Here is a 22301-nt window from a genome sequence, read left to right as displayed (position 1 = left end):
TGACAGTATTGTTACTGCTCGCTGAACGCTTCGTCGATGTCGACCACCAGATCGTCGGAGAGGGATTCCAGCGCGGTGATAAGCGTATCCATCGCGAGCCCGTCGGGCAGGGCAACCAGCGCATGGGCATAGAAGAGCGGGGCGCCGGAGTGGGGCGCCGGTTCACAGCCGGTGGTGAGATCGGCCACGTTGATCTCGAGCTGGCGCAGGATGCTGGCTACTTCATGGACGATGCCGGGGCGGTCGTTGCCGGTCACCGTCATCATGACTTGATGGGCTGGCTCGGCGGTCGGTGTCCCTTCGGCAAAGCTGATGGTCAGATCCGGTAGCAGGGCCAGTGCTTCGCACAGGCTGCGATAGTGCTCATCGGGGACAGAGACATGGAGGATACCGGCAAACTGGCCCGCCAGTTCGCTCATGGCGCTGCCCAGCCAGTTGCCCTGCTCGCGGCTGATGATAGCTGCCAGACTCTCGACGATCCCGGGTTTGTCTGCACCGATCACGGTGACCACCAATTGCTTTTGCATCCTGCTCTCCTTGAAATGGGATTTCTTACTCTATCCCTATTGTGCCTGCTGGGGCTGGTCATATGAACCCCCGCCTGATGACAAATAGATAAAAAGACGGGACTTTTCACTTTCTATACACGGGTCTGCTGCCTTGCTCCGTGGCGGCTGTGGTAAAGTAATTCCCCTTTCGTGTCGTGAACTGGATCGTGCTCTCATGAATACCCTTGTCCTATCGGGATTGTTGTTGCTGGCGCTGCTTGTGCTGGCGATCTTCTGGAGCAGAGGCAGACAGCAAAAGCGCCTGCCCTATGATGTGCAGGAGACCCTGTTCAGTCCCGCCGAGCGATCCTTCCTCGGGGTACTGGATCTGGCGGTGGGTGACAAGGCCCGGGTCTTTGCCAAGGTGCGGGTGGCCGATGTGCTGACGCCGCAGGCCGGGATCGGTAAAAGCAAATGGCAGCAGCACTTCAACAAGATCAGCGCCAAGCATTTCGACTATCTGCTTTGCCACCCTGCGGATCTCTCCTTTATCTGCGCCATTGAACTCGATGACAGCTCTCACCGTCATCAGAAGCGCAAGGCGCGCGACCTTTTTCTGAAAACCGCCTGTGACAGCGCCGGTCTGCCGTTGCTGCAGATCCCGGCAAGTGCCAGCTATCTGGTGGAAGAGCTGCGCGAACAGATCCTGCCGCTGCTGGTCAAAACCAGCGAACCGTTGATCGACGATCTGCCGCACGGAGCGCGGCGCGAGCCCACCTTCAACCCTCTGTTGCTGGATGGTGTGGATGTCGGTACCGGGATGCGTGGCCGCACTGCCCATGCCGAGGCCATCTCGCCTGCGTCGCTCCACGAGCCCGCCATTCAGGCCAAGGGGATGGTGGAGGCACCACAGAGTGAGGGGGAGCTGGTCGATGGCTTGTTCGCCGATGTAGAAGATGATGAAGAGCACGAGGTACACCACTGCCCCCGCTGCGATGCGCCGCTGGTGGAGCGGGAGGCGAAAAAAGGCCCCCACGCCGGTCGACTCTTTCTGGCTTGCAGCCGTTTCCCCGAGTGTCGTTACGCGGCGCCGCACCACCATAATCGCCACTGAATGCGCTTCACCGTGTCCCATGCTGCCCTCTGACGAGGGCAGTTTTCTTTCCGCTTTTGGCTGCGTTTGTTAACGGCGCCAATGCAGAAAATTCCTCGGCAAAATTTATCTAATCTCTCGTTTCTGTCGATACACTTAGCCTGAATACGACAATTTTTGACAATGTGTCGGAATTTTGGCACTTTGTGTGCCTGCAAAAAGACAGTCGGTAGCTGTTTTATCATTAAATAAAACAATAAGTTAGTTCAGGACATCGCGAGGAATGGATATGGTGGAGATGGGCGTGTTGATTGTTGATGCCGATGCGCAGCGGCGCCAACAGTTGGGAACCGTGCTCTCGTTTATGGGGATCCCGTGGCAGGAGGTGGCACAAAGCGATATGGATGTAGCCATCGAATCCTCCGGTCCGCTGCAAGGGGTGCTGGTGGGTGAGCTGACCGACCGTCCCTTGTCAGAGCTGCTGGCAGCCTTCCCCCGTACCCCCTTCCTCTCGCTGGTTGAGGCCGATCTGCCCAACAGCAATTTTATCGGGGTCGCGCTCTCGCCCTTTACCTATGAATCCCTTACCCGTCATTTGCACTTCTGTCAGGCGTTCGTCTCCTTGCATCCTCGTCAGCAGACCCATGACAAGGGTCAGGCCCTGCTGCGCTTGCTGGTGGGTAAAGGGAAGGGGATCCAGGAGGTACGCCGCCTCATCAGCCAAGTGGCCGAGACCGATGCCAACGTGCTGATCCTCGGCGAGTCCGGCACAGGTAAAGAGGTGGTGGCTCGCGCTATCCATGAACTCTCTTCCCGAAGTCAAGGTCCCTTCGTGCCCATCAACTGCGGCGCCATTCCGGCCGAATTGCTGGAGAGCGAACTGTTTGGCCACGAGAAGGGGGCGTTTACCGGCGCCATCGCGGCCCGTCGCGGTCGCTTCGAGCTGGCTCAGGGGGGCACCCTGTTTCTCGACGAGATCGGCGACATGCCGATGCCGATGCAGGTCAAACTGCTGCGGGTGTTGCAGGAGCGGTTGTTCGACCGGGTCGGTGGCGGCAAGCCCATTCAGGCCGATGTGCGCATCATAGCGGCTACCCACAGGGATCTGGAGGCGATGATCCGCACTCAGGGTTTTCGTGAAGATCTCTACTACCGCCTCAACGTCTTCCCCATTGAGACGCCGCCGCTGCGGGATCGCATCGACGACATCCCGCTGCTGCTGCAGGAGCTGCTCAACCGCCATGCCGAGCAGCACCATGGCTTTATCCGGCTGACCCAGCGGGCGCTGGAGTCGCTGATGCAGTACCCCTGGCCCGGCAACGTGCGCGAGCTCTCCAACCTGCTGGAGCGGCTGCTGATCCTCTACCCGCACCAGATTGTCGATGTGGCCGATCTGCCGAGCCGTTATCGCCTGCTGCCGAGCGAGCCGCGGGATGAGCGGCTGACCGAGATGGATGAACGGGATGCGCTGGCGGCGGTATTCCAGGATCCGCCCGAGCTGGATCACTCCCTCGCCTCGGCCCGCACCATGCAGTTGCCGGAAGAGGGAGTCAACCTCAAAGAGATGCTGGCCGACCTTGAAGTGGAGCTGATCCGTCAGGCGCTGGAGTCTCAGGACGGGGTGGTGGCCCGCGCTGCCGATCTGCTCGGCATGCGCCGTACCACTCTGGTTGAGAAGATGAAAAAGTACGGGATGAGCAAGGACGTCTGAGGGTCAAAGCCTTGACGCTAATGCGCAATTCATTGTTTTTATTCATATATTTTAGTGGCATGGAAATTGAATAACCTGACCCAATAGCCAGTTTGAGGTCAGGTTTATGACAATCCAGCAGCAGGACATGCCACTCCAGTCCCACGAAGTGAGCCAGCTCTATGCCATCTTCAAGGCGCTCCCCACCGGGGTGTTGCTGCTTGACGGGGCTGGGGTGGTCACCCGCGCGAATCCGGCGGCCATCTCCCTGCTGGGGGAGCCGCTGGAAGGGGAGCTCTGGCGCCACATCATTGCCCGCTGCTTCGAGCCGCGCGAGGATGATGGCCACGAGATCTCCCTGCGCGACGGGCGCCGGGTGCAGCTCTCGACCCAGCCGCTGCCGGATCAGTCCGGCCAGCTGGTCTTTATCAATGACCTGACCGAAACCCGTAAACTGCAAGACCGCATCAACCACATGAAGCGGCTGTCGGCGCTCGGCAATATGGCGGCCTCGCTCGCCCACCAGATCCGCACACCGCTCTCCGCTGCCATGCTTTATGCCGCAAACCTGGCCAACCGCACCCTCAAGCCGGAATCTCGCACTCAGTTTCAGCAAAAGCTGATGGCCCGTTTGCAGGATCTGGAGAAGCAGATCAACGACATCCTGCTGTTCGCCCGCAACGGTGACAATCAGGTGGTCACTCCCATCTCGGTACAAGGGCTGCTGGCCGAAGTGCAGGCAGGTGCCGAGGCCTTCTGCCAGCAACAGGGCTGCGAGCTGCACATGGAAGCTCCGGAGCCCGATCTCTGTCTGCTGGCCAACAGCAGTGCGCTGGCGGGGGCCATCAACAACCTGATTGCCAATGCCCAGCAGGCAGGGGCCACCTCACTCTTGGTCAGCGCGGTACGCAGCGGTGCCCGGGTGGAGATGCGGGTCATTGATAATGGCAAGGGGATCCCTTCCCATCAGCTCGGTCAGGTATTCGAACCCTTCTTTACCACTCGCTCCCAGGGCACAGGCCTCGGGCTGGCGGTGGTGCAATCTGTAGTGCGTGCCCATCAGGGGGAGGTCGGTGTGGCCTCGGTTCCCGGTGAGGGCACCTGCTTTACTCTGTCGTTCCCCCTGCATCAGCAACCGGTGCAGCTTGGAGGTGTAGCATGACACAGGCCAGGATCCTGGTAGTTGAAGATGACAATGGCCTGCGCGAAGCGCTGGTGGATACCCTTTTGCTCGGCGGTTATGAGTGCCGTGAAGCGGACAGCGGCGAGCGGGCTCTGCTGGCCCTCTCCCGTCAGCCGTTTGACATGGTGATCTCCGATATCCAGATGGGGGGAATGGACGGTCTCACCTTGCTGGCCACCATCCGCCAGCAATATCCGCAGATCCCTGTGCTGCTGATGACCGCCTACGCCAACATCGATGGCGCGGTGCGCGCCATGCGCGAAGGTGCCATCGACTATCTGGCCAAGCCATTTTCGCCGGAGGTGCTGCTTAATCAGGTCAGCCGCTATGTGCCCGCCCAGAAGGTGGAGAAGCGCGCTGTGGTCTACGGGGATCCCAAAACTGCCGAGCTGTTCCAGCTGGCGACCCGAGTGGCCAGAAGCGAAGCGACCGTGATGGTGACCGGCCCGAGCGGGACGGGGAAAGAGGTGCTGGCCCGTTACATTCACGATAACTCCAGCCGCGCCGAGCAGCCTTTCGTCGCCATCAACTGCGCCGCCATTCCGGAAAACATGCTGGAGGCTACCCTGTTTGGCTACGAGAAGGGGGCCTTCACCGGTGCGGTGCAGGGGTGCCCCGGCAAGTTCGAGCAGGCGCAGGGGGGCACCCTGCTGCTCGACGAGATCACCGAGATGGATCAGGGGCTGCAAGCCAAATTGCTGCGGGTACTGCAGGAGAAAGAGGTGGAGCGGCTCGGCAGTCGCAAGATGATCCCGCTGGATGTGCGGGTCATCGCCACCAGCAACCGGGATTTGAAAAAAGCGGTGCAGGATGGCCTGTTTCGCGAAGATCTCTACTATCGTCTCAACGTCTTCCCGCTGCGCTGGTCTGCCCTCTGTGAGCGGCCCGGCGACATTCTGCCGCTGGCGGAACATCTGCTGGCGCTTCATGCCAGTCAGCAGGGGCTGCCGACACCACAGTTGACGGATGCCTCGCGGGAACGGCTGCTGGCTCACCCCTGGCCCGGCAACGTGCGGGAGCTGGACAACGTGGTACAGCGTGCCCTGATCCTCAGCCCCGACGGGGTCATTGATTGTGACCACCTCATTCTGGAGGAGCTGGACGAGCAGGAGATGGAGTTTGTCAGCGTCGAGCGCAGCTATGGCGGCGATCGCCTCGGCAGCGAGCTCAAGCAGCAGGAGCACCAGATCATCCTCGACACCCTGCAAGATTGTAACGGCAGCCGCAAGGCGGTGGCCGACCGGCTCGGCATCAGCCCGCGCACCCTGCGCTACAAGCTGGCCCAGATGCGGGAGGCGGGGATCGACCTGCCAGCCTAAGGCATGTAGGGAAACCGTACTGTGTGGGGGCTGTCATGGTCTTGACGGCCCGGCTCGATTATCATGGGGCCCTTGGCGCTTTGAGCCTGGGCCCTGTTTTTATTGGTAAAGCAGGGGACCGAGCCTTAATAAGGGACCCCTATGATCTCTCATCGAAAACTCGAAACCGTACTGAACCATCTGCTCGAACCGCACGCCATCAAGGATTACTGCCCCAACGGCTTGCAAGTGGAGGGGCGCGAACGTATTCGCAAGATAGTTACCGGTGTCACCGCCAGTCAGGCGCTCATCGACGCGGCGGTGGCTGCCGAGGCCGATGCCATTCTGGTCCATCATGGCTACTTCTGGAGCGGTGAACCGGCCCAGATCACCGGCATGAAGCAGCGTCGGCTCAAGACCCTGCTGACCCACGATATCAACCTGTTTGCCTACCATTTGCCGCTGGATGTCCATCCCGAGGTGGGTAACAACGCCCAGCTCGCCAAGCTGCTCGACATCAAGGTGCGTCGCGGTCTGGAGCCGTGGAACAGCAAGAGCGTCGCCATGGTGGGCAAGCTGGAAGAGCCGATGAGCGGCCGCGATTTTGCCAAGCTGATTGCCGAGCGCCTTGGCCGTGAACCACTCTATTGTGGCGACAGCGGCCCCGAGCTTATCCGTTCCGTGGCCTGGTGCACCGGCGGCGGTCAGAGCTACATCAATCTGGCGGCGGAGCAGGGTATCGATGCCTTTATCTCCGGCGAAGCCTCCGAGCAGACCATTCACACCGCTCGCGAGATGGGGATGCACTTCTACGCCGCGGGCCATCACGCCACCGAGCGTTACGGCGTCAAGGCGCTGGGGGAGTGGCTGGCGACCGTGCATGGGCTGGATGTGACCTTTATCGATATCGACAATCCGGTGTAGGGTCGCTTGGCCGAGTAATCCGACCTAACCGCTGCCATCGTGCGGTAGGTAGAAATGACAAGGGAGGCCTAAGCCTCCCTTGTTGTATCTGACATGCAGTTGTTAGCTGTTACTCGCAGGCGTAACCCGCGGGGCCCAGCAGGGCGCCATCCAGTTGCACGGCGCCATCTATCATCTGCAGCCTGCCTTCGCAGAACCAGCGCACCACCAGCGGGTAGATGCTGTGCTCCTGCGCCTGTACCCGTGCCGCTACCTCGTCCGCCGTGTCCCCTTCAAAGATGGGCACGCGGGCCTGCAGGATAACCGGGCCACCATCTAGCTCTTCGGTGACAAAGTGGACACTGGCGCCGTGTTCACTGTCACCGGCATCTATGGCGCGCTGGTGGGTGTGCAGGCCCTGATACTTGGGCAGCAGGGAGGGGTGGATATTGATCATCCGCCCGGCGAAATGGCGCACCAGATCGCCGCTCAATATCCGCATAAACCCGGCCAGCACCACCAAGTCCGGCTGATAGTCTGACATCAGCGCAAGCAGGGCGGCGTCATACTCCTCCCGGCTGGCAAACTGCTGCTGGGCCAGAATAGAGGTCGCCACGCCTGCCTCTCTGGCGCGAACCAGACCATAGGCATCGGCCTTGTTGCTGATGACGCCGACCACCTCACCGGCAATCTTGCCGCTGGCACAGTGGTCGATGATCGCCTGCAGGTTGCTGCCGCTGCCGGAGATTAGCACCAGGATGCGTTTCATAGGGGAGTTCATTTGGCTGTTGATCCGGTCATTCATTGAATGACGACCTGCTCCTCACCATCGGCTGCCTTGGCGATATGGCCGATATGCCATGCATTTTCGCCTTCCGCCTTGAGCAGGGTCAGCGCCTTCTCCAGCTGGTTGGCGGGCAGGGCGATGATCATGCCGACACCGCAGTTGAAGGTGCGATACATCTCGTGACGGGTGACGTTGCCAGCCTGCTGCAGCCAGCTGAACACTGCCGGCCACTGCCAGCTCTGCTCATCGATTACCGCTTGGGTGTTGGCGGGCAGGACGCGGGGGATGTTCTCCCAGAAGCCACCACCTGTGATGTGGGAGAGGGCGTGGATCTCGCACTCCTTGATGAGCTTGAGCACAGGTTTCACATAGATGCGGGTCGGCTCCAGCAGGGCGTTGGCCAGGGTCGTGTCACCCAACGGTTGATGAACGTCGGCTTTGGAGACTTCCAGAATTTTACGGATCAGGGAGAAGCCGTTGGAGTGAGGGCCGCTGGCGGCCAAGGCGATCAGGGCATCCCCTTCACCGACCTTGCTGCCGTCGATGATTTCGCTCTTCTCCACCACACCGACGCAGAAACCGGCGATGTCGTAGTCTTCCCCTTCATACATACCCGGCATCTCGGCGGTCTCGCCGCCCACCAGGGCACAGCCTGACTGCTCGCAACCGGCACCGATCCCGGTGACCACCGCGGCTGCGGTGTCCACGTCCAGCTTGCCGGTTGCATAGTAGTCGAGGAAGAACAGCGGCTCGGCGCCCTGTACGATCAGGTCATTGACGCACATGGCCACCAGATCGATGCCCACGGTGTCGTGCTTCTTCAGGTCGATGGCCAGCCGCAGCTTGGTGCCCACACCATCGGTACCGGAGACCAGTACCGGCTCCTTGTAGCCCGCAGGGATTTGACACAAGGCCCCAAAGCCGCCAAGACCACCAAGGACTTCAGGACGACGAGTGCGCTTTGACACGCCCTTGATACGTTCAACCAGTGCATTGCCGGCATCGATATCTACGCCAGCATCCTTGTAGCTCAGTGAGGTTTTGTCAGTCACGAGTATTCCCCGTCATGTAAAGAAGTGGAGGGTAAAATTCGGGGCGTATTCTAACAGTGGCGGTGGAAAACCAGAAAGGAAATCGTTTGCGCGTTTTTGCGCGGAAATGCTCTACAAGCGGTGGCTTTTGTTGTATGATTCCGCGATTTTTTTGCGGCAGGTTAGAGGAGATAATAATGAAAGTCGTTGAAGTCAAACACCCCCTGGTCAAACACAAGATCGGTCTGATGCGTGAAGGCGATATCAGCACCAAGCGTTTCCGTGAACTGGCCAAAGAAGTGGGCAGTTTGTTGACCTATGAAGCGACCTCTGACTTCGAAACCGAGAAGGTTATCATCGATGGCTGGAATGGGCCAGTAGAAGTTGACCAGATCAAAGGCAAGAAGGTAACCGTCGTACCCATCCTGCGTGCCGGCCTTGGCATGATGGATGGCGTGCTGGAGCACATGCCGAGTGCCCGTGTCAGCGTGGTCGGTATCTACCGCGATGAAGAGACCCTGCAACCGGTTCCCTATTTCGAGAAGATCGTCAGCAACATCGAAGAGCGTCTGGCGCTGGTCATCGATCCGATGCTGGCCACCGGTGGTTCCATGATCGCCACTATCGATCTGCTGAAGAAGAAAGGCTGCCAATCCATCAAGGTGCTGGTACTGGTTGCCGCGCCGGAAGGGATCAAGGCGCTGGAAGCCGCTCACCCTGACGTAGAGCTCTACTGTGCTTCTGTCGATCAGGGGCTGAACGAGAAAGGCTACATCGTGCCGGGTCTGGGCGATGCAGGCGACAAGATCTTCGGTACCAAATAAGTTTATGCCTTGACCTGCTTCCCATGTGGAAGGGGTGATCGGAGCCGGCGCATCGCCGGCTCTGCTGTTTGTGGCCGCTTGTGCCAGCCTTGCCGCAGGACGCGCCTTGCCGCTACCATAAGCACACTCTCCCATTTCGAGACTCTGTTCATGTTCAAACGTGTTGTGACCGCCCTCTGCTGCGGCTTGTCATTCATGGCCTCGGCCGCTCAGGTGACCGACCTCTATCAGGGCAAGGCCCCGACCAGTGGCGACATGGTGGCCGCTCAGGGGCAGGCACTGGGTCAGGTGCTGATCAAGGTGACCGGCAAGCGCGACATCCTCACCCAGCCGGTGGTGGTCAAGGCGCTGGCGGCCCCGGGCGACTATGTCAAAAGCTATGGCTATCAGGATCAGGACTCCGTCAAGTATCTGAAGGCCGAGTTCAAGAGTGACAAGGTCAACAGCCTGGTCTCCGAGAGCCAGTATGCCCTGCTTGGCCCGGCTCGTCCCCAGATGGCCATCTGGCTGGTGGTGGATCAGGGGGAGCGTCGCCTGCTGGCGGATCAATCCAGCGATGGTTGGGCGCAAGCCTTGCGCGAGCAGGCCCAGACGCTGGGGCTGCCCATCAGCATTCCGCTGATGGATCTCGATGACAACATGGCGGTCAGTGCCACCGACGTCTGGGGACGCTTTGCCGACCCGATTTTGCAGGCAAGCCAGCGCTATGGCGCCGAGATGGTGGTGCTGGGCAAGCTGACACCGGAAGGTGACAAGTGGAGCATCGATTGGGGACTCTACGGCCCCAAAGCGGCCGGTGAAGTGACCGAGCTGACCCGTGGCAATAGCACCGGCACTCAGGCCGAAGTGGCGCAAGGGTTTGCCGATACCCTGGCGGCCTGGCTGGTGAAAAACTACGGTGCCCGCATTTCTGGTCCGGCAACCAGCCAGACCCTGGTGGTGGATGGCCTCTCCGAAGTGGACAGCATGATCGCCGTGCAGAAGATGCTGCAGGGGATGGCCAACGTCAGCAAGGTGGCGATCGGCAAGCTGGAGGGGGACCAGGTCACCTTCAACTTTACCCTGCAAGGAGATCAGGCCGAGCTGGTGCGGGCACTGCAGCTTGAGAGTCGTTTGCGCAAGGTTGACGATAATGGCAGCGGTTTGCGTTACCAATGGTCGCAGCCCTGATTTTATAAGGCTTTTGTCTACCGCCCGGCTTGTCCGGGCGGTTCTCTATCTGCCTTTGCGATGATACACTTAGCCACAAATGTCACAGTCAAAGCCCAACGAGTGAAGCAACCGGCCCAACTGTCTTTAGCCGTACAACTACCGGATGATGAAACCTTCGTCAGTTTTTATCCCGGCAACAATGCTCATCTGATCACCGCCCTCAAGAATGCGGCCATCGGTCAGGGATCGCCTTTCCTCTATTTCTGGGGAGCCAAGGGATCCGGACGCTCTCATCTGCTCCACGCCACCTGTGCCGAGGTCAACGCACGCGATGCGGCTGCGGCCTATCTCTCCCTCGATCAGTTTGAACAGCTTGATCCCAGCATGCTCGATGCTCTCGAAAGCCTGCCGCTGGTCTGTCTCGACAGCCTCGAGGCGATCGCCGGCAATGCCGTGTGGGAGCGGGCGCTGTTCGATTTCTACAACCGCTGGCAGGAGAAGGGCGAGGGGACGCTGGTGGTCACTGGCTGCAGCGCGCCGCGCAAACTGGGGCTGCAGTTGCCGGATCTCGCTTCGCGCCTCGACTGGGGGGTGAGTTTCCATCTCGAAGAGCTGGATGATGAAGGCAAGCTCAGTGCCCTGCAGCTGCGTGCCGAGCTGCGGGGCTTCAAACTGCCTATCGATGTGGGCCGCTTCCTGCTCAACCGACTCTCCCGCGATATGCGAACCCTGCTCACCACTCTCAATCAGCTCGACAACGCCTCATTTCGCGCCAAGCGCAAGCTCACCATTCCCTTTGTCAAAGAGATCCTCGAGCTCTGATCCTCTCTGCGGTGTGCGGTTGTGGCCTGACTTTCGTTTGAATGGTAGATAAAAAGAAACCCCGGCTTCAGGCCGGGGTTTTGCTATTTCAAGGCAGCTCTCTTATTAGTGGAACTGATCTTCTTCGGTGGAGCCGGTCAGTGCGGTCACCGAGGATTGGCCACCCTGAATCACGGTGGTCACCTTGTCGAAGTAACCGGTACCAACCTCCTGCTGGTGGGCCACGAAGGTGTAGCCACGGCTGGCGGCGGCAAATTCCGGCTCCTGCACCATCTCGACGTAGTGCTTCATCCCTTCGCCACGGGCGTACTGGTAGGCCAGCTCGTACATGTGGAACCACATGTTGTGGATACCCGCGAGGGTGATGAACTGGTACTTGTAGCCCATGTCGGAGAGCTCCTGCTGGAAGCGGGCGATGGTGGCATCGTCCAGATTCTTTTTCCAGTTGAAGCTCGGGGAGCAGTTGTAGGCCAGGATACGATCCGGGAACTTGGCCTTGATTGCTTCGGCAAATTTACGCGCTTCGTCCAGATCCGGCTTGGCGGTTTCACACCACACCATGTCTGCGTAGGGTGCGTAAGCCAGACCGCGAGCGATGGCCTGATCGATACCGGCACGTACCTTGTAGAACCCTTCGGCAGTGCGCTCGCCAGTCAGGAAGCCTGCATCGTACGGGTCGGCGTCGGTGGTCAACAGGTCAGCGGCGTTGGCGTCGGTACGGGCGATCACCAGGGTGGTGGTGCCGCACACATCGGCTGCCAGACGGGCGGCAACCAGCTTCTGCACCGCTTCCTGAGTCGGTACCAGCACCTTGCCGCCCATATGACCGCACTTCTTGACGGAAGCGAGCTGATCTTCGAAGTGCACGCCAGCGGCGCCTGCTTCAATCATTCCCTTCATCAGTTCGAAGGCGTTCAGCACGCCGCCGAAACCGGCTTCCGCATCGGCTACGATCGGAAGGAAGTAGTCGATAAAGCCCTCATCCTGCGGTCCAACCTTGTTGGCCCACTGGATCTGGTCGGCACGGGCGAAGGAGTTGTTGATGCGCTCCACCACGGACGGTACAGAGTTGGCCGGGTAGAGGGACTGATCCGGATACATGGTGGAGGACAAGTTGTTGTCCGCCGCCACCTGCCAGCCGGAGAGGTAGATCGCCTCGATCCCCGCCTTGGCCTGCTGCACCGCCTGACCACCGGTCAGGGCGCCGAGGCAGTTGACATAGCCTTTCTTGGCGTCGCCGTGGATCAGGCCCCACAGTTTGTCGGCACCACGCTGGGCCAGGGTGTGCACCGGCTGCAAGCTGCCGCGCAGGTTCACCACGTCTTCGGCGCTGTAGCCGCGCTTGATCCCTTTCCAGCGGGGGTTTTCCGCCCAGTCTTTCTCGATAGCCTGGATCTGTTGCTCACGGGTCAGTGCCATATCAGTTCCCTCTTTCATTGATTTCACGTTTCCATTGACTTGTTATTGGCGAGCCCCGCTGGGGGCCCGTGATTCAGAGCCGCTCGTAACCGGGCAGCGTCAGAAAATCGATCAGGGTATCGGCGCAGGTGATCTCTTCCATCAGCTCGCTGGCCTCGGCAAAGCGTCCTGCCTGCCAGCGCGCAGTACCCACCTCGGCTTTGACCACCTCCAACTCCTCGGCCAGCATCTGGCGGAACAGCTCTTTGGTCACCACCTTGCCATTCGACAGGCTCTTGCCGTGGCGGATCCACTGCCAGATGGAGGTGCGGGAGATCTCGGCGGTGGCGGCATCTTCCATCAGGCCGTAGATGGGCACGCAGCCGTTGCCGTTGATCCAGGCCTCCAGATATTGCAGGGCGACCCGGATATTGGTGCGCATCCCTGCCTCGGTGCGCTCACCCTCACAGGGTGCCAGCAGGTCGGCGGCAGTGATGGGGGCATCCTGCTCGCGCAGCACGCCGATCTGGTTCTTGGCGCCAGCCTTAATGGTGGCGTTGAACACCGCCATGGCGGTATCAGCGAGGCCAGGGTGGGCGACCCAGGTACCGTCGTGGCCGTTGTTGGCTTCGCGCTCCTTGTCGGCCTTGACCTTGGCGAAGACCTGCTCGTTGACGGCCGCGTCCTTGGCCGGAATAAAGGCAGCCATACCGCCCATCGCCAGCGCTCCGCGCTTGTGGCAGGTCTTGATCAGCAGCCGCGAGTAGGCGGAGAGGAACGGCTTGTCCATGGTCACCACCTGGCGGTCGGGCAGGACGCGATCCGGATGGTTCTTCAAGGTTTTGATATAGCTGAAGATGTAGTCCCAGCGGCCGCAGTTCAGCGCAACGATGTGATCCTTCATTTGATAGAGCAGCTCATCCATCTCGAACACGGCCGGCAGGGTTTCAATCAGCACGGTGGCCTTGATGGTGCCGCGGGGCAGACCAAACTTGTCCTCGGTCCAGGCGAATACCTCGCTCCACCAGCGCCCTTCCAGATGGCTCTGCAGCTTGGGCACGTAGAAATAGGGGCCAGAGCCTTTGGCCAGCAGCGCTTGATAGTTGTGCAGGAAGTAGAGGGCAAAATCGAACAGGCCGCCTGGGATGGGCTCGCCATCGAAGGTGACATGTTTTTCCGGCAGATGCAGACCACGCACCCGGCAGATAAGGACGGCCGGATCGGCATTCAGGGTATAAGCCTTCCCCTCCGGACTGGTGTAAGAAATGGTCTCGTTGACCGCATCGCGCAGGTTGATTTGGCCCTCGATCACCTTGTTCCAGGCGGGAGCCAGTGAATCCTCGAAATCCGCCATGAACACTTTGACGTTGGCGTTGAGGGCGTTGATCACCATCTTGCGCTCGACCGGGCCGGTGATCTCCACACGGCGGTCTTGCAAGTCGGCGGGAATGCCGCGAATGGTCCAGTCACCTTCACGGATGTGGGCGGTTTCCGGCAGGAAGTCCGGCAGCTCGCCGCCATCGATACGGGCCTGGCGTGCCACACGTTGTTTCAGCAATTCCCCTCTTTGGGGAGCAAAACGTTCCACCAGTTCGGAGACCAGAGCCACCGCGTCCGGCGTCAGAATTTGCGCGTATTCGGGCAGCATCTCGCCCTGGATGCGAAGGCGGGCGCTGCAGTGGGTCTGAGCCGGTGCCGACATAAGTTTCACTCCTTTGAGAATTACATTTTGAACTTACTAACTACGACTAAAGTCGAATCCCTGTTCTTGAAACGTTCCCGCAGCAACGGGGTAACACGATTGATAAGGTGCGAAATATTGTTGAGTACGTCAACAGTTTTTTTTAAACACCTGTTTTTTGGATATGGTTAAGTTGATGTTTTTTATTGCTTTATTGGGTTGGTATAAAAGCTCTATGCAGATGGTTATGCTCCTGCTTTTTCCCATCGGACAACGGCTAATTTGGGCCGTTACCCAGGCTCTTACTTTGTAAGTTATTACGTAATAAAATTACAAATGCAAAAACAAATCCCGACCTAACTCCAGGCTTTGCCAAAACAGCCGTATAAAGTGCGTTTGAATGTGGTAATGAATGTTTTGCTAATGCTAGACCTGATTGGTGAACGTGCGTTTTAAACTTGGTGTGGTGATGCAGGCTCTGTTGGCACCAGCGGTTGCAGCGATGGAAAGTGAAGTGCAATAACGTAGGTTTGTATCAGTTGTCGGGGGGAATGCCGGGGAGGAAAGGGGGAGATACATCAGTCAATAATACTGCCATCCTTGATAGAATTAGCAGTTTGTCGTTTTTTGCAGATTTCTCGCCAAGGGTGTGAAACTGAGTGTGTTGAACAGGCGATGCCCCAGTGATTGAGTGGCCATCTGGCCGGGCTCAATAGTCATCATCCGGTTCGGCAAGATCGATCACATCCAGCTGGATGACCTGTTCATTTTCGCTTTCGGTGTGGCAAGGGGTGTCGTGAGGAACGGAATAAAGCGTAATGGCGGGTGCGAAATCGGTGTTCTGGTTCATGCCTGGTCCTGTGTTGCGCGCAAGCCGGACAGTGATCCCTTCACTCGTGTTTCCACCTCCTTGTGTTGTCTACCGGCGGAAAGTTGCGCATCTTAATGAGTTCGGCAAAAAGATTCAAGTGGTTCTGGGTGTTTTTTGTGCTTGATAGGTAGACATCGTCAGGAGGATAAATCGGAGGCAAAAAAATAGCCCAGTCGTTTGACTGGGCTATTCTCGGGGAAAATGGTCGGTGTGAGAGGATTCGAACCTCCGACCCTCTACACCCCATGCAGATGCGCTACCTGGCTGCGCTACACACCGACGGAGTCAGACTCGGCTGACGGGGAGGAAGTCTAATAGCATGGCCAAACGGGTGCAACTCCTTTTTTATCATAGAGATGCCGATTGCTTCTTTATTGCTCAGTCGGGATGCGGCTTGGGTCTGACGTGCAGATTTGGCATAATCGCCGCCCTGTCACCGCGAGCTATCATGCCTGCTATCTATGGAATCATCTGACTGGTATGGATAGCTGGAATGCAAACAGCACAATTGAACAATATAAAGAGGGGATGGGCGTGAAACCATCAAAGGTCCCAGAAATACCGAGTCAGGCACAGAGTCAAACCGAGCAGGACGAACAGTGGATGCGCCATGCCATGGCATTGGCCGCCCGGGCCGAAGGAATTGGCGAGATCCCGGTCGGTGCCGTACTGGTGCTGGATGGTCAGGTGGTGGGAGAGGGGTGGAACCGCTCCATCAGCGAACACGATGCCTGTGCCCATGCTGAGGTGATGGCAATCCGGGCGGCGGGCAAGCAGCTGGCGAACTACCGCCTGCTCGACACCACTCTTTATGTGACGCTGGAGCCCTGCTGTATGTGTGCCGGTGCGCTGATCCATAGCCGGGTCAAGCGGGTGGTTTACGGCGCCCGAGATCTCAAGACCGGTGCCGCGGGGTCGGTGTTTGAGATCTTGCAGGACCCGCGCCACAACCACAGTGTCGAGCTGACCGGCGGTGTGCTGGCCGATGCCTGCTCGGCCCAGTTGTCGGCCTTCTTCAAGCGCCGCCGCACCGAGAAAAAGGCGGCCAAACTGGCGTTGCAACAATCAAACGATACCCTTTCCTGAATCATTCGGGGGCAGCGCAGGCTGCCCTTGCTGATTATCCTCATAAATATCCCTTTATAAACAATATATTGCGTTCATCTTCCTTCGAAAGAATCCCCGCCCATTTTTCCGCTAACAACCTCTGTTAAAGCGCTCTCGATGTAACAAAACTGTCATGCAACCGCCATATAATGCCGCGAAGCCTAGCTTACATTGAGGTCTTGCATGTCATCGGAATCGTTAAACCTGGTCATGGCGGGCAGTAGAAAACGCCGGATCAAGGATAAATTGGCCAAATATGGCGTCACCACAGGCGGAGCCCTGGTACTGGTGGCGCTGCTGCTTATCTTCTTTTATCTGCTCTATGTGGTGAAACCCATCTTCAATGGCGCCTCCATGGAGCAGACCGCCTCGTTTACCCTGCCTGCCGCAGGGAAGACCGCCTGGCTCGGCGTGGAAGAGCAGAACGAGATCGGCTATCGCTTCAGCGATAAAGGGCAGGTCAACTTCTTTGCGGTGCAGGGAGATGACAAGATCAAGGTCGGCCAGTCACTGGGTCAGGCCCAGGTTGCTGGTGACATCACCACGGTAGCGACCCCTGCTCCTGGTCAGCGGCTGATCGCCTACGGCTTTGCCGATGGTAAGGCGCAGGTCGTCCAGCCAGCGTTCAAGGTCTCCTATCCCAACGATGTGCGGGTGATTGAACCCAGCTTGAAATATCCCTTCGGCGAAGAGCCTGTGGTGATCGACCCGCAAGGGAAGGCGCTGCAACGGATGGTGTTCGAAGCCACCAAGGACAAGATGGCGACCGCTGCCGTGACCGAAGATGGTCGTGGCGTGATGACTGTGATGAGCGGCGAGGAGAACTTCATCTCCGGGGAGATTGAGTGGAGCAGTGAAAACTACACGATTCCCTCTTTGCCGCGTCATGTGGATCAGATGTTGCTGACCCCCAATCTGCGGATCCTCTTTGTACGTCAGGGAAATCGTCTCTCCGTCTATGACATTCATAACCTGAGCGAAATCTCCCTGCGCAACGTGCTGGAGATCAATGCCACCAACGCCAACGTGACCCGGGTCGAGCTGCTGGCAGGCGCTTCTTCGTTGCTGGTAGGTAATGACAACGGCGTCATCTCCCAGTGGTTTGAAGTGGCAAAGGATGGCAAACGTCAGTTCACCCAGATCCGTGATTTCAAGGGTGATGGCGCTGTGGATCTGTTGACTCCCGAGCACTTTCGCAAAGGCTTCATCAGTGCCGACAAGGACGGCATCATCAGCTTCTTCCACGCCACAGGCGAGACCAAGCTGCTGACCGAGACAGTAGAAGGGGGGGAACTTTCTGCCCTGGCCATCTCTCCACGCCACAATGCACTGTTGATGCAGCAAGGCGACACCTTCAAGTTGTTTACGGTTGAGAATGATCACCCCGAAGTGACCTGGTCTGCCCTGTGGCAAAAGGTATGGTACGAAGGGTATCCGGAGCCCCAGTATGTATGGCAATCCACCTCCGCCAGCAACGACTTTGAAGCCAAGCTGAGTCTGGTACCCCTTTCGTTTGGTACTCTCAAAGCCGCTTTTTATGCGCTGTTGTTTGCTGTACCACTCGGGATTGCCGGTGCCATCTATACCGCCTACTTCATGTCTCCGGGGATGCGCAAGTTTGTTAAACCGACCATCGAGATCATGGAGGCATTGCCAACCGTCATCCTCGGCTTCCTGGCTGGTTTGTGGCTTGCTCCCATTGTGGAAGATTACCTGCCGGGCATTTTTATGATGCTGGTGATGTTGCCGATGGGGATGCTGCTTGCAGCTCTGCTATGGCATCTGTTGCCTGACACTCTCAAGCAAAGTGTGCCTGAGGGCAGTCAAGCCGTCTTGCTGATCCCTGTCGTTATTCTGATTGGCTGGATGGCTCTTACTCTCAGTCCTGTCGTCGAAAATGCGTTTTTCGGTGGTGATACCCGTAGCTGGCTCACCAATGTAATGGGGATCAAATTTGACCAGCGCAACTCGCTGGTGGTCGGTATCGCCATGGGCTTTGCGGTCATCCCCACCATCTTCTCCATCGCTGAAGATGCGGTCTTCTCTGTGCCCAAGCATCTGACTCAGGGCTCGCTGGCGCTGGGGGCCACCCCGTGGCAGACCCTGAGCCGGGTGGTGATCCTCACCGCCAGCCCGGGCATCTTCTCTGCGGTGATGATGGGCCTTGGCCGCGCCGTGGGCGAGACCATGATCGTGTTGATGGCCACTGGCAACACCCCCATCATGGATTTCTCCATGTTCCAGGGGCTGCGTACCCTAGCCGCCAACATCGCGGTGGAGATGCCGGAATCGGAAGTGGGCAGTTCCCACTATCGAGTGCTGTTCCTCGCGGCCTTCGTACTGTTTGTGTTCACCTTTTTCTTCAACACCCTGGCCGAGTTTGTCCGCCAGCGGTTGCGTGAAAAATACAGCTCCATGTAACGGGCAAGGAATCGACAATGGGTAAGTGGTTTAAATCAGGGGCCCCCTGGATCTGGATGACCGGCGGTGCCGTCAGCCTGAGCCTGGTAGCGGTACTGGGTCTGTTGTTGCTGATCGGCTGGCGTGGTCTGGTCTACTTCTGGCCCCACCCTATCTATGAGTGGCAGCTGGAAGACGCCAGCGGTAACAAGAGTGTGTTGGTTGGTGAAATCAATGACAGTGAGCTGGTGCCGGTTGAACGCCTGCGAGCCGCAGGATTGCCATTGGAAGGTGAAGAACGTGAGGTGTTGACCCGTTATCTGGTCAAGACCGGTAACCGTGAGTTCGTTGACCTCGATTTTCGCTGGGTGCTGGAGACTGATATCAAGTCTCAGGCTCTTCCTGTCGAGATGGCAATGATCGAGCGTACTACCAACGGCAACTTCTATGGCTATGTGGTAGAGGCCAAGGAAGATGGCGTCGTGCATGAGCAAGATTTGCACAAAGTGCTCAAGCGGATGCTGGCTCGAAGCAACGGTTTGTCTGAACAAGCCAATGAGTTGCAAAAAGGCCCCATTGGCGCCATCAACTACCAATTAGAGAAGTTGCGCCTCAAGGAACGTAAAGCAGAGCTCGAAAATGAGCTGACCGATCAGCTCAAAGCGGAGCTGGCCAGTGAGCGTCAGGCCCTCAACGATCGTTATCAGGTGCTGGAAAAAGAGCTCTTCTCTCTGCGTAGCCAAGCTGACCGCGACGCCATCACCGTCAAGGATATGCGTGGCGAGCTGGTGACCATGCCGATGTCCAAGGTACTGGACGTGGTATGGCCCAACGACATGAGCCTGTTGGCCAAGGTGGGTCACTGGTTCCACCAGATTGGCAAGTTTGTTTCCGGTGAGCCTCGCGAAGCCAACACCGAGGGCGGGGTGTTCCCGGCCATCTTCGGTACCGTCTTCATGGTTATCCTGATGGCGATCATCGTGACCCCGCTGGGGGTGGTAGCAGCGGTTTATCTGCACGAATACGCGGGCAAGAACAGTCTGACCAAGCTTATCCGCATTGCGGTGATCAACCTGGCGGGCGTGCCCTCCATCGTTTACGGCGTGTTTGGTCTGGGCTTCTTCGTCTACACGCTCGGTGGTTCGCTGGATCAGCTGTTTTACCCGGAAGCGCTGCCGAGCCCGACCTTTGGCTCACCCGGCGTGATCTGGTCGGCGCTGACCCTGGCTATCCTGACCCTGCCGGTGGTGATTGTCTCCACCGAAGAGGGGCTGGCGCGGATCCCGAGCACCATCCGTCAAGGCTCGCTGGCACTGGGCGCGACCCAGGCCGAGACCCTGTGGCGCATCGTGCTGCCGATGGCGAGCCCGGCCATCATGACCGGCCTTATTCTGGCGATTGCCCGTGCAGCCGGTGAAGTGGCGCCGCTGATGTTGGTGGGGGTGGTGAAACTGGCGCCGACCCTGCCGATGGATGGCAACTTCCCGTATCTGCATGTGGAGCGCAAGTTCATGCACCTGGGCTTCCACATCTATGACGTCGGCTTCCAGAGCCCCAACGTCGAGGCGGCCCGCCCGCTGGTCTACGCCACCTCCTTCCTGCTGGTGACGGTGATCGTGGGTCTGAACCTGACCGCTATCGGTATTCGTAACCACTTGCGCGAGAAATTCCGGTCGCTGGAGCATTAATCCGGCGCCGCATGAGTGATACAAGAGTGAGATAACAGAGGGGCGGCCGAGCGCGAGCCGCCATCTCTCTGCACCAATACGTGAGGGGCACCGGCAGCAGTCCGGCCACTCCAGATAGATTTTGAGGTAACAGATGATCAACGTAACGACCACGTCTACCCAGCACACCGCGCTGGACCTGCTCAACCTGACCCCGGAGCAGACCGCGCTGGAGGTGAAGGATCTCAACCTGTACTACGGCAGCAAACAGGCGCTGTTCAACGTCAACATGAAGATCCCCAAAGGGCAGGTGACCGCCTTTATCGGCCCGTCAGGCTGTGGCAAATCGACCCTGCTGCGCTGCATCAACCGGATGAACGATCTGGTGGAGATCTGCCGCATCGAGGGGGAAATCCAGCTGCACGGCCACAACATCTATGACAAGAGCGTTGATGTTTCCGCCCTGCGCCGTCAGGTGGGCATGGTGTTCCAGCGCCCGAACCCGTTCCCCAAGTCCATCTACGAGAACGTGGTCTATGGTCTGCGCCTGCAGGGGATCAACGATCGTCGCACTCTGGATGAAGCGGCCGAGCGCTCCCTGCGCGGTGCGGCCTTGTGGGACGAGGTGAAGGATCGTCTGCATGACAACGCCTTCGGTCTCTCCGGTGGTCAGCAGCAGCGTCTGGTGATCGCCCGTGCCATCGCCATCGAGCCGGAAGTGTTGCTGCTCGATGAACCGACCTCGGCGCTCGACCCCATCTCCACCCTCACCATCGAGGAGCTGATCAACGAGCTCAAGAGCCAGTTCACCGTGGTGATCGTGACCCACAACATGCAACAGGCTGCGCGAGTGTCGGATCAGACCGCCTTCATGTATATGGGCGAGCTTATCGAGTACTCGGATACCAACACCATTTTCACCACCCCGGCCAAGAAAAAGACCGAAGATTACATTACCGGTCGTTACGGCTAAGGAGAGGAGAGGATGAATCTCAGCAAACAGATTGGCAGTCGGTTCAACGGCTAAGGCATAATCGGAGCAATCAAGGATTATTTGTATGGACAATATGAACCTCAATAAACACATCTCCGGTCAGTTCAATGCCGAGCTAGAGAGCGTGCGCAACCAGGTGCTGGTGATGGGCGGTCTGGTGGAGCAGCAGCTCACCGACGCCATTGCGGCGATCCACGATCAGGATCTCGATGCGGCGCGTAAAATCGTGGCCAACGACCACAAGGTCAACGCGATGGAAGTGGCGATCGACGAGGAGTGCACCCGCATCATCGCCAAGCGTCAGCCGACTGCCTCCGACCTGCGACTGGTGATGGCCATCATCAAGACCATCACTGATCTGGAGCGCATTGGCGACGTGGCCGACAAGATCGCCCGCATGCTGACCGACAACGCCAACAAGCCGCAGCCGCCGCTGGTGTCGCTGGAGAACATGGGCCGTCGCACCATCAAGATGCTGCACGATGTGCTCGACGCCTTCGCCCGCATGGATCTGGATGCAGCGCTGGTGGTCTACAAAGAAGATGACAAGGTAGACCGGGAGTACGAGTCCATCATCCGTGAGCTGATGACCTATATGATGGAAGATCCCCGCACCATCCCCCAGGTGCTCAACGTCCTGTGGGCGGCGCGAGCCATCGAGCGGGTCGGCGATCGCTGCCAGCACATCTGCGAGTACATCGTCTACTACGTGAAAGGCAAGGATGTGCGCCACACCAAGGCGGACGATCTGGGCACCTTGCTGGGCAAGGGCTAACCGGAAGTGAATAAAAAGGCGCGTGAAGCGCCTTTTTTGTTGCATATGTGCCGTCCTGAATATGGTTTACACCTTTCCCCCCCAATAAATGGAGAACCCGATGGGACAAGGTGTGAAACGGACACAGCGCGATTACT

19 protein-coding genes and 1 tRNA gene are annotated in these 22301 nt (G+C 58.5%); 13 read left to right on the top strand and 7 right to left on the bottom strand.

Annotated elements, in window-relative coordinates; genetic code table 11:
- Window positions 1–11: 11 nt before the first annotated feature.
- On the bottom strand, window positions 12–527 hold the full coding sequence (locus ACW5XC_RS04305; RefSeq protein WP_042052937.1) for a glycine cleavage system protein R: 516 nt from the start codon (window positions 525–527) through the stop codon (window positions 12–14).
- A 196-nt stretch (window positions 528–723) separates the two neighbouring features.
- Here ACW5XC_RS04305 and ACW5XC_RS04300 point away from each other — a divergent pair, with 196 nt between their 5' ends.
- The 5 genes from ACW5XC_RS04300 to ACW5XC_RS04280 all read left to right on the top strand — a co-directional run bounded on the left by ACW5XC_RS04300 (window position 724) and on the right by ACW5XC_RS04280 (window position 6676).
- Complete coding sequence (locus tag ACW5XC_RS04300; protein WP_042052935.1) at window positions 724–1602, top strand: DUF2726 domain-containing protein; 879 nt, start codon at window positions 724–726, stop codon at window positions 1600–1602.
- A gap of 268 nt (window positions 1603–1870) precedes the next feature.
- On the top strand, window positions 1871–3292 hold the full coding sequence (locus tag ACW5XC_RS04295; RefSeq protein WP_042052960.1) for a sigma-54 dependent transcriptional regulator: 1422 nt from the start codon (window positions 1871–1873) through the stop codon (window positions 3290–3292).
- Window positions 3293–3398: 106 nt separating this feature from the next.
- Window positions 3399–4433 carry a sensor histidine kinase gene (locus ACW5XC_RS04290; RefSeq protein ID WP_042052933.1) on the top strand — a complete coding sequence of 345 codons (1035 nt, stop codon included), beginning with the start codon at window positions 3399–3401 and terminating at the stop codon, window positions 4431–4433.
- Entirely contained in the window at window positions 4430–5773 is a 1344-nt protein-coding gene (locus ACW5XC_RS04285) for a sigma-54-dependent transcriptional regulator (protein ID WP_021231049.1), read from the top strand. The genes ACW5XC_RS04290 and ACW5XC_RS04285 overlap by 4 nt, the downstream gene beginning before the upstream one ends.
- A gap of 141 nt (window positions 5774–5914) precedes the next feature.
- Complete coding sequence (locus ACW5XC_RS04280) at window positions 5915–6676, top strand: Nif3-like dinuclear metal center hexameric protein (protein WP_042052931.1); 762 nt, start codon at window positions 5915–5917, stop codon at window positions 6674–6676.
- Window positions 6677–6785: 109 nt separating this feature from the next.
- On the opposite strand, the gene purN is transcribed toward ACW5XC_RS04280, so the two are convergent.
- Together purN and purM are read right to left on the bottom strand one after the other, a co-directional pair.
- Window positions 6786–7424: a phosphoribosylglycinamide formyltransferase gene (gene purN, locus ACW5XC_RS04275; RefSeq protein WP_042052928.1), complete on the bottom strand. Its 639-nt coding sequence runs from the start codon at window positions 7422–7424 to the stop codon at window positions 6786–6788.
- A 32-nt stretch (window positions 7425–7456) separates the two neighbouring features.
- Window positions 7457–8494 carry a phosphoribosylformylglycinamidine cyclo-ligase gene (purM, locus tag ACW5XC_RS04270; RefSeq protein WP_042052927.1) on the bottom strand — a complete coding sequence of 346 codons (1038 nt, stop codon included), beginning with the start codon at window positions 8492–8494 and terminating at the stop codon, window positions 7457–7459.
- A 176-nt stretch (window positions 8495–8670) separates the two neighbouring features.
- On the opposite strand from purM, the gene upp reads away from it, so the two are divergent.
- The 3 genes from upp (at window position 8671) to hda (ending at window position 11271) form a co-directional block, all read left to right on the top strand.
- Window positions 8671–9297 carry a uracil phosphoribosyltransferase gene (gene upp / locus ACW5XC_RS04265; RefSeq protein ID WP_005334115.1) on the top strand — a complete coding sequence of 209 codons (627 nt, stop codon included), beginning with the start codon at window positions 8671–8673 and terminating at the stop codon, window positions 9295–9297.
- Window positions 9298–9447: 150 nt separating this feature from the next.
- Window positions 9448–10467: a DUF2066 domain-containing protein gene (locus tag ACW5XC_RS04260; RefSeq protein ID WP_042052926.1), complete on the top strand. Its 1020-nt coding sequence runs from the start codon at window positions 9448–9450 to the stop codon at window positions 10465–10467.
- Window positions 10468–10569: 102 nt separating this feature from the next.
- Window positions 10570–11271: a DnaA inactivator Hda gene (gene hda / locus ACW5XC_RS04255; RefSeq protein ID WP_013723920.1), complete on the top strand. Its 702-nt coding sequence runs from the start codon at window positions 10570–10572 to the stop codon at window positions 11269–11271.
- A 105-nt stretch (window positions 11272–11376) separates the two neighbouring features.
- Here the strand turns inward: hda and aceA are convergent, their stop codons facing one another.
- The 4 genes from aceA to ACW5XC_RS04235 all read right to left on the bottom strand — a co-directional run bounded on the left by aceA (window position 11377) and on the right by ACW5XC_RS04235 (window position 15500).
- On the bottom strand, window positions 11377–12690 hold the full coding sequence (gene aceA / locus ACW5XC_RS04250; protein WP_042052925.1) for an isocitrate lyase: 1314 nt from the start codon (window positions 12688–12690) through the stop codon (window positions 11377–11379).
- A 73-nt stretch (window positions 12691–12763) separates the two neighbouring features.
- Window positions 12764–14371, bottom strand: a complete 1608-nt coding sequence (gene aceB, locus ACW5XC_RS04245; RefSeq protein WP_042052922.1) for a malate synthase A — start codon at window positions 14369–14371, stop codon at window positions 12764–12766.
- A 688-nt stretch (window positions 14372–15059) separates the two neighbouring features.
- Window positions 15060–15200, bottom strand: coding sequence for a hypothetical protein (locus ACW5XC_RS04240; RefSeq protein WP_005334106.1), 141 nt, complete (start codon window positions 15198–15200; stop codon window positions 15060–15062).
- Between the two features lie 223 nt (window positions 15201–15423).
- Window positions 15424–15500, bottom strand: a tRNA-Pro gene (locus ACW5XC_RS04235).
- 249 nt (window positions 15501–15749) lie between these two features.
- Here ACW5XC_RS04235 and tadA point away from each other — a divergent pair.
- The 5 genes from tadA (at window position 15750) to phoU (ending at window position 22164) form a co-directional block, all read left to right on the top strand.
- Window positions 15750–16307 carry a tRNA adenosine(34) deaminase TadA gene (gene tadA, locus ACW5XC_RS04230; protein WP_042052919.1) on the top strand — a complete coding sequence of 186 codons (558 nt, stop codon included), beginning with the start codon at window positions 15750–15752 and terminating at the stop codon, window positions 16305–16307.
- A 204-nt stretch (window positions 16308–16511) separates the two neighbouring features.
- A complete protein-coding gene (locus tag ACW5XC_RS04225) occupies window positions 16512–18749 on the top strand; it encodes an ABC transporter permease subunit (RefSeq protein WP_042052918.1) in 2238 nt (745 codons plus the stop codon).
- A gap of 17 nt (window positions 18750–18766) precedes the next feature.
- On the top strand, window positions 18767–20416 hold the full coding sequence (gene pstA, locus ACW5XC_RS04220) for a phosphate ABC transporter permease PstA (protein ID WP_021231039.1): 1650 nt from the start codon (window positions 18767–18769) through the stop codon (window positions 20414–20416).
- Window positions 20417–20549: 133 nt separating this feature from the next.
- The gene (pstB, locus tag ACW5XC_RS04215; RefSeq protein ID WP_005334102.1) at window positions 20550–21368 is read left to right on the top strand and encodes a phosphate ABC transporter ATP-binding protein PstB; all 819 of its coding nucleotides are present in this window, start codon (window positions 20550–20552) and stop codon (window positions 21366–21368) included.
- 85 nt (window positions 21369–21453) lie between these two features.
- Window positions 21454–22164: a phosphate signaling complex protein PhoU gene (phoU, locus tag ACW5XC_RS04210; RefSeq protein ID WP_042052914.1), complete on the top strand. Its 711-nt coding sequence runs from the start codon at window positions 21454–21456 to the stop codon at window positions 22162–22164.
- Window positions 22165–22301 lie beyond the last annotated feature (137 nt).

This window comes from Aeromonas sp. 25-AL00135 (assembly GCF_054052385.1).
The sequence above is the reverse complement of the archived record's forward strand: the minus strand, read 5'-3'. Positions and strand labels throughout refer to the sequence as shown.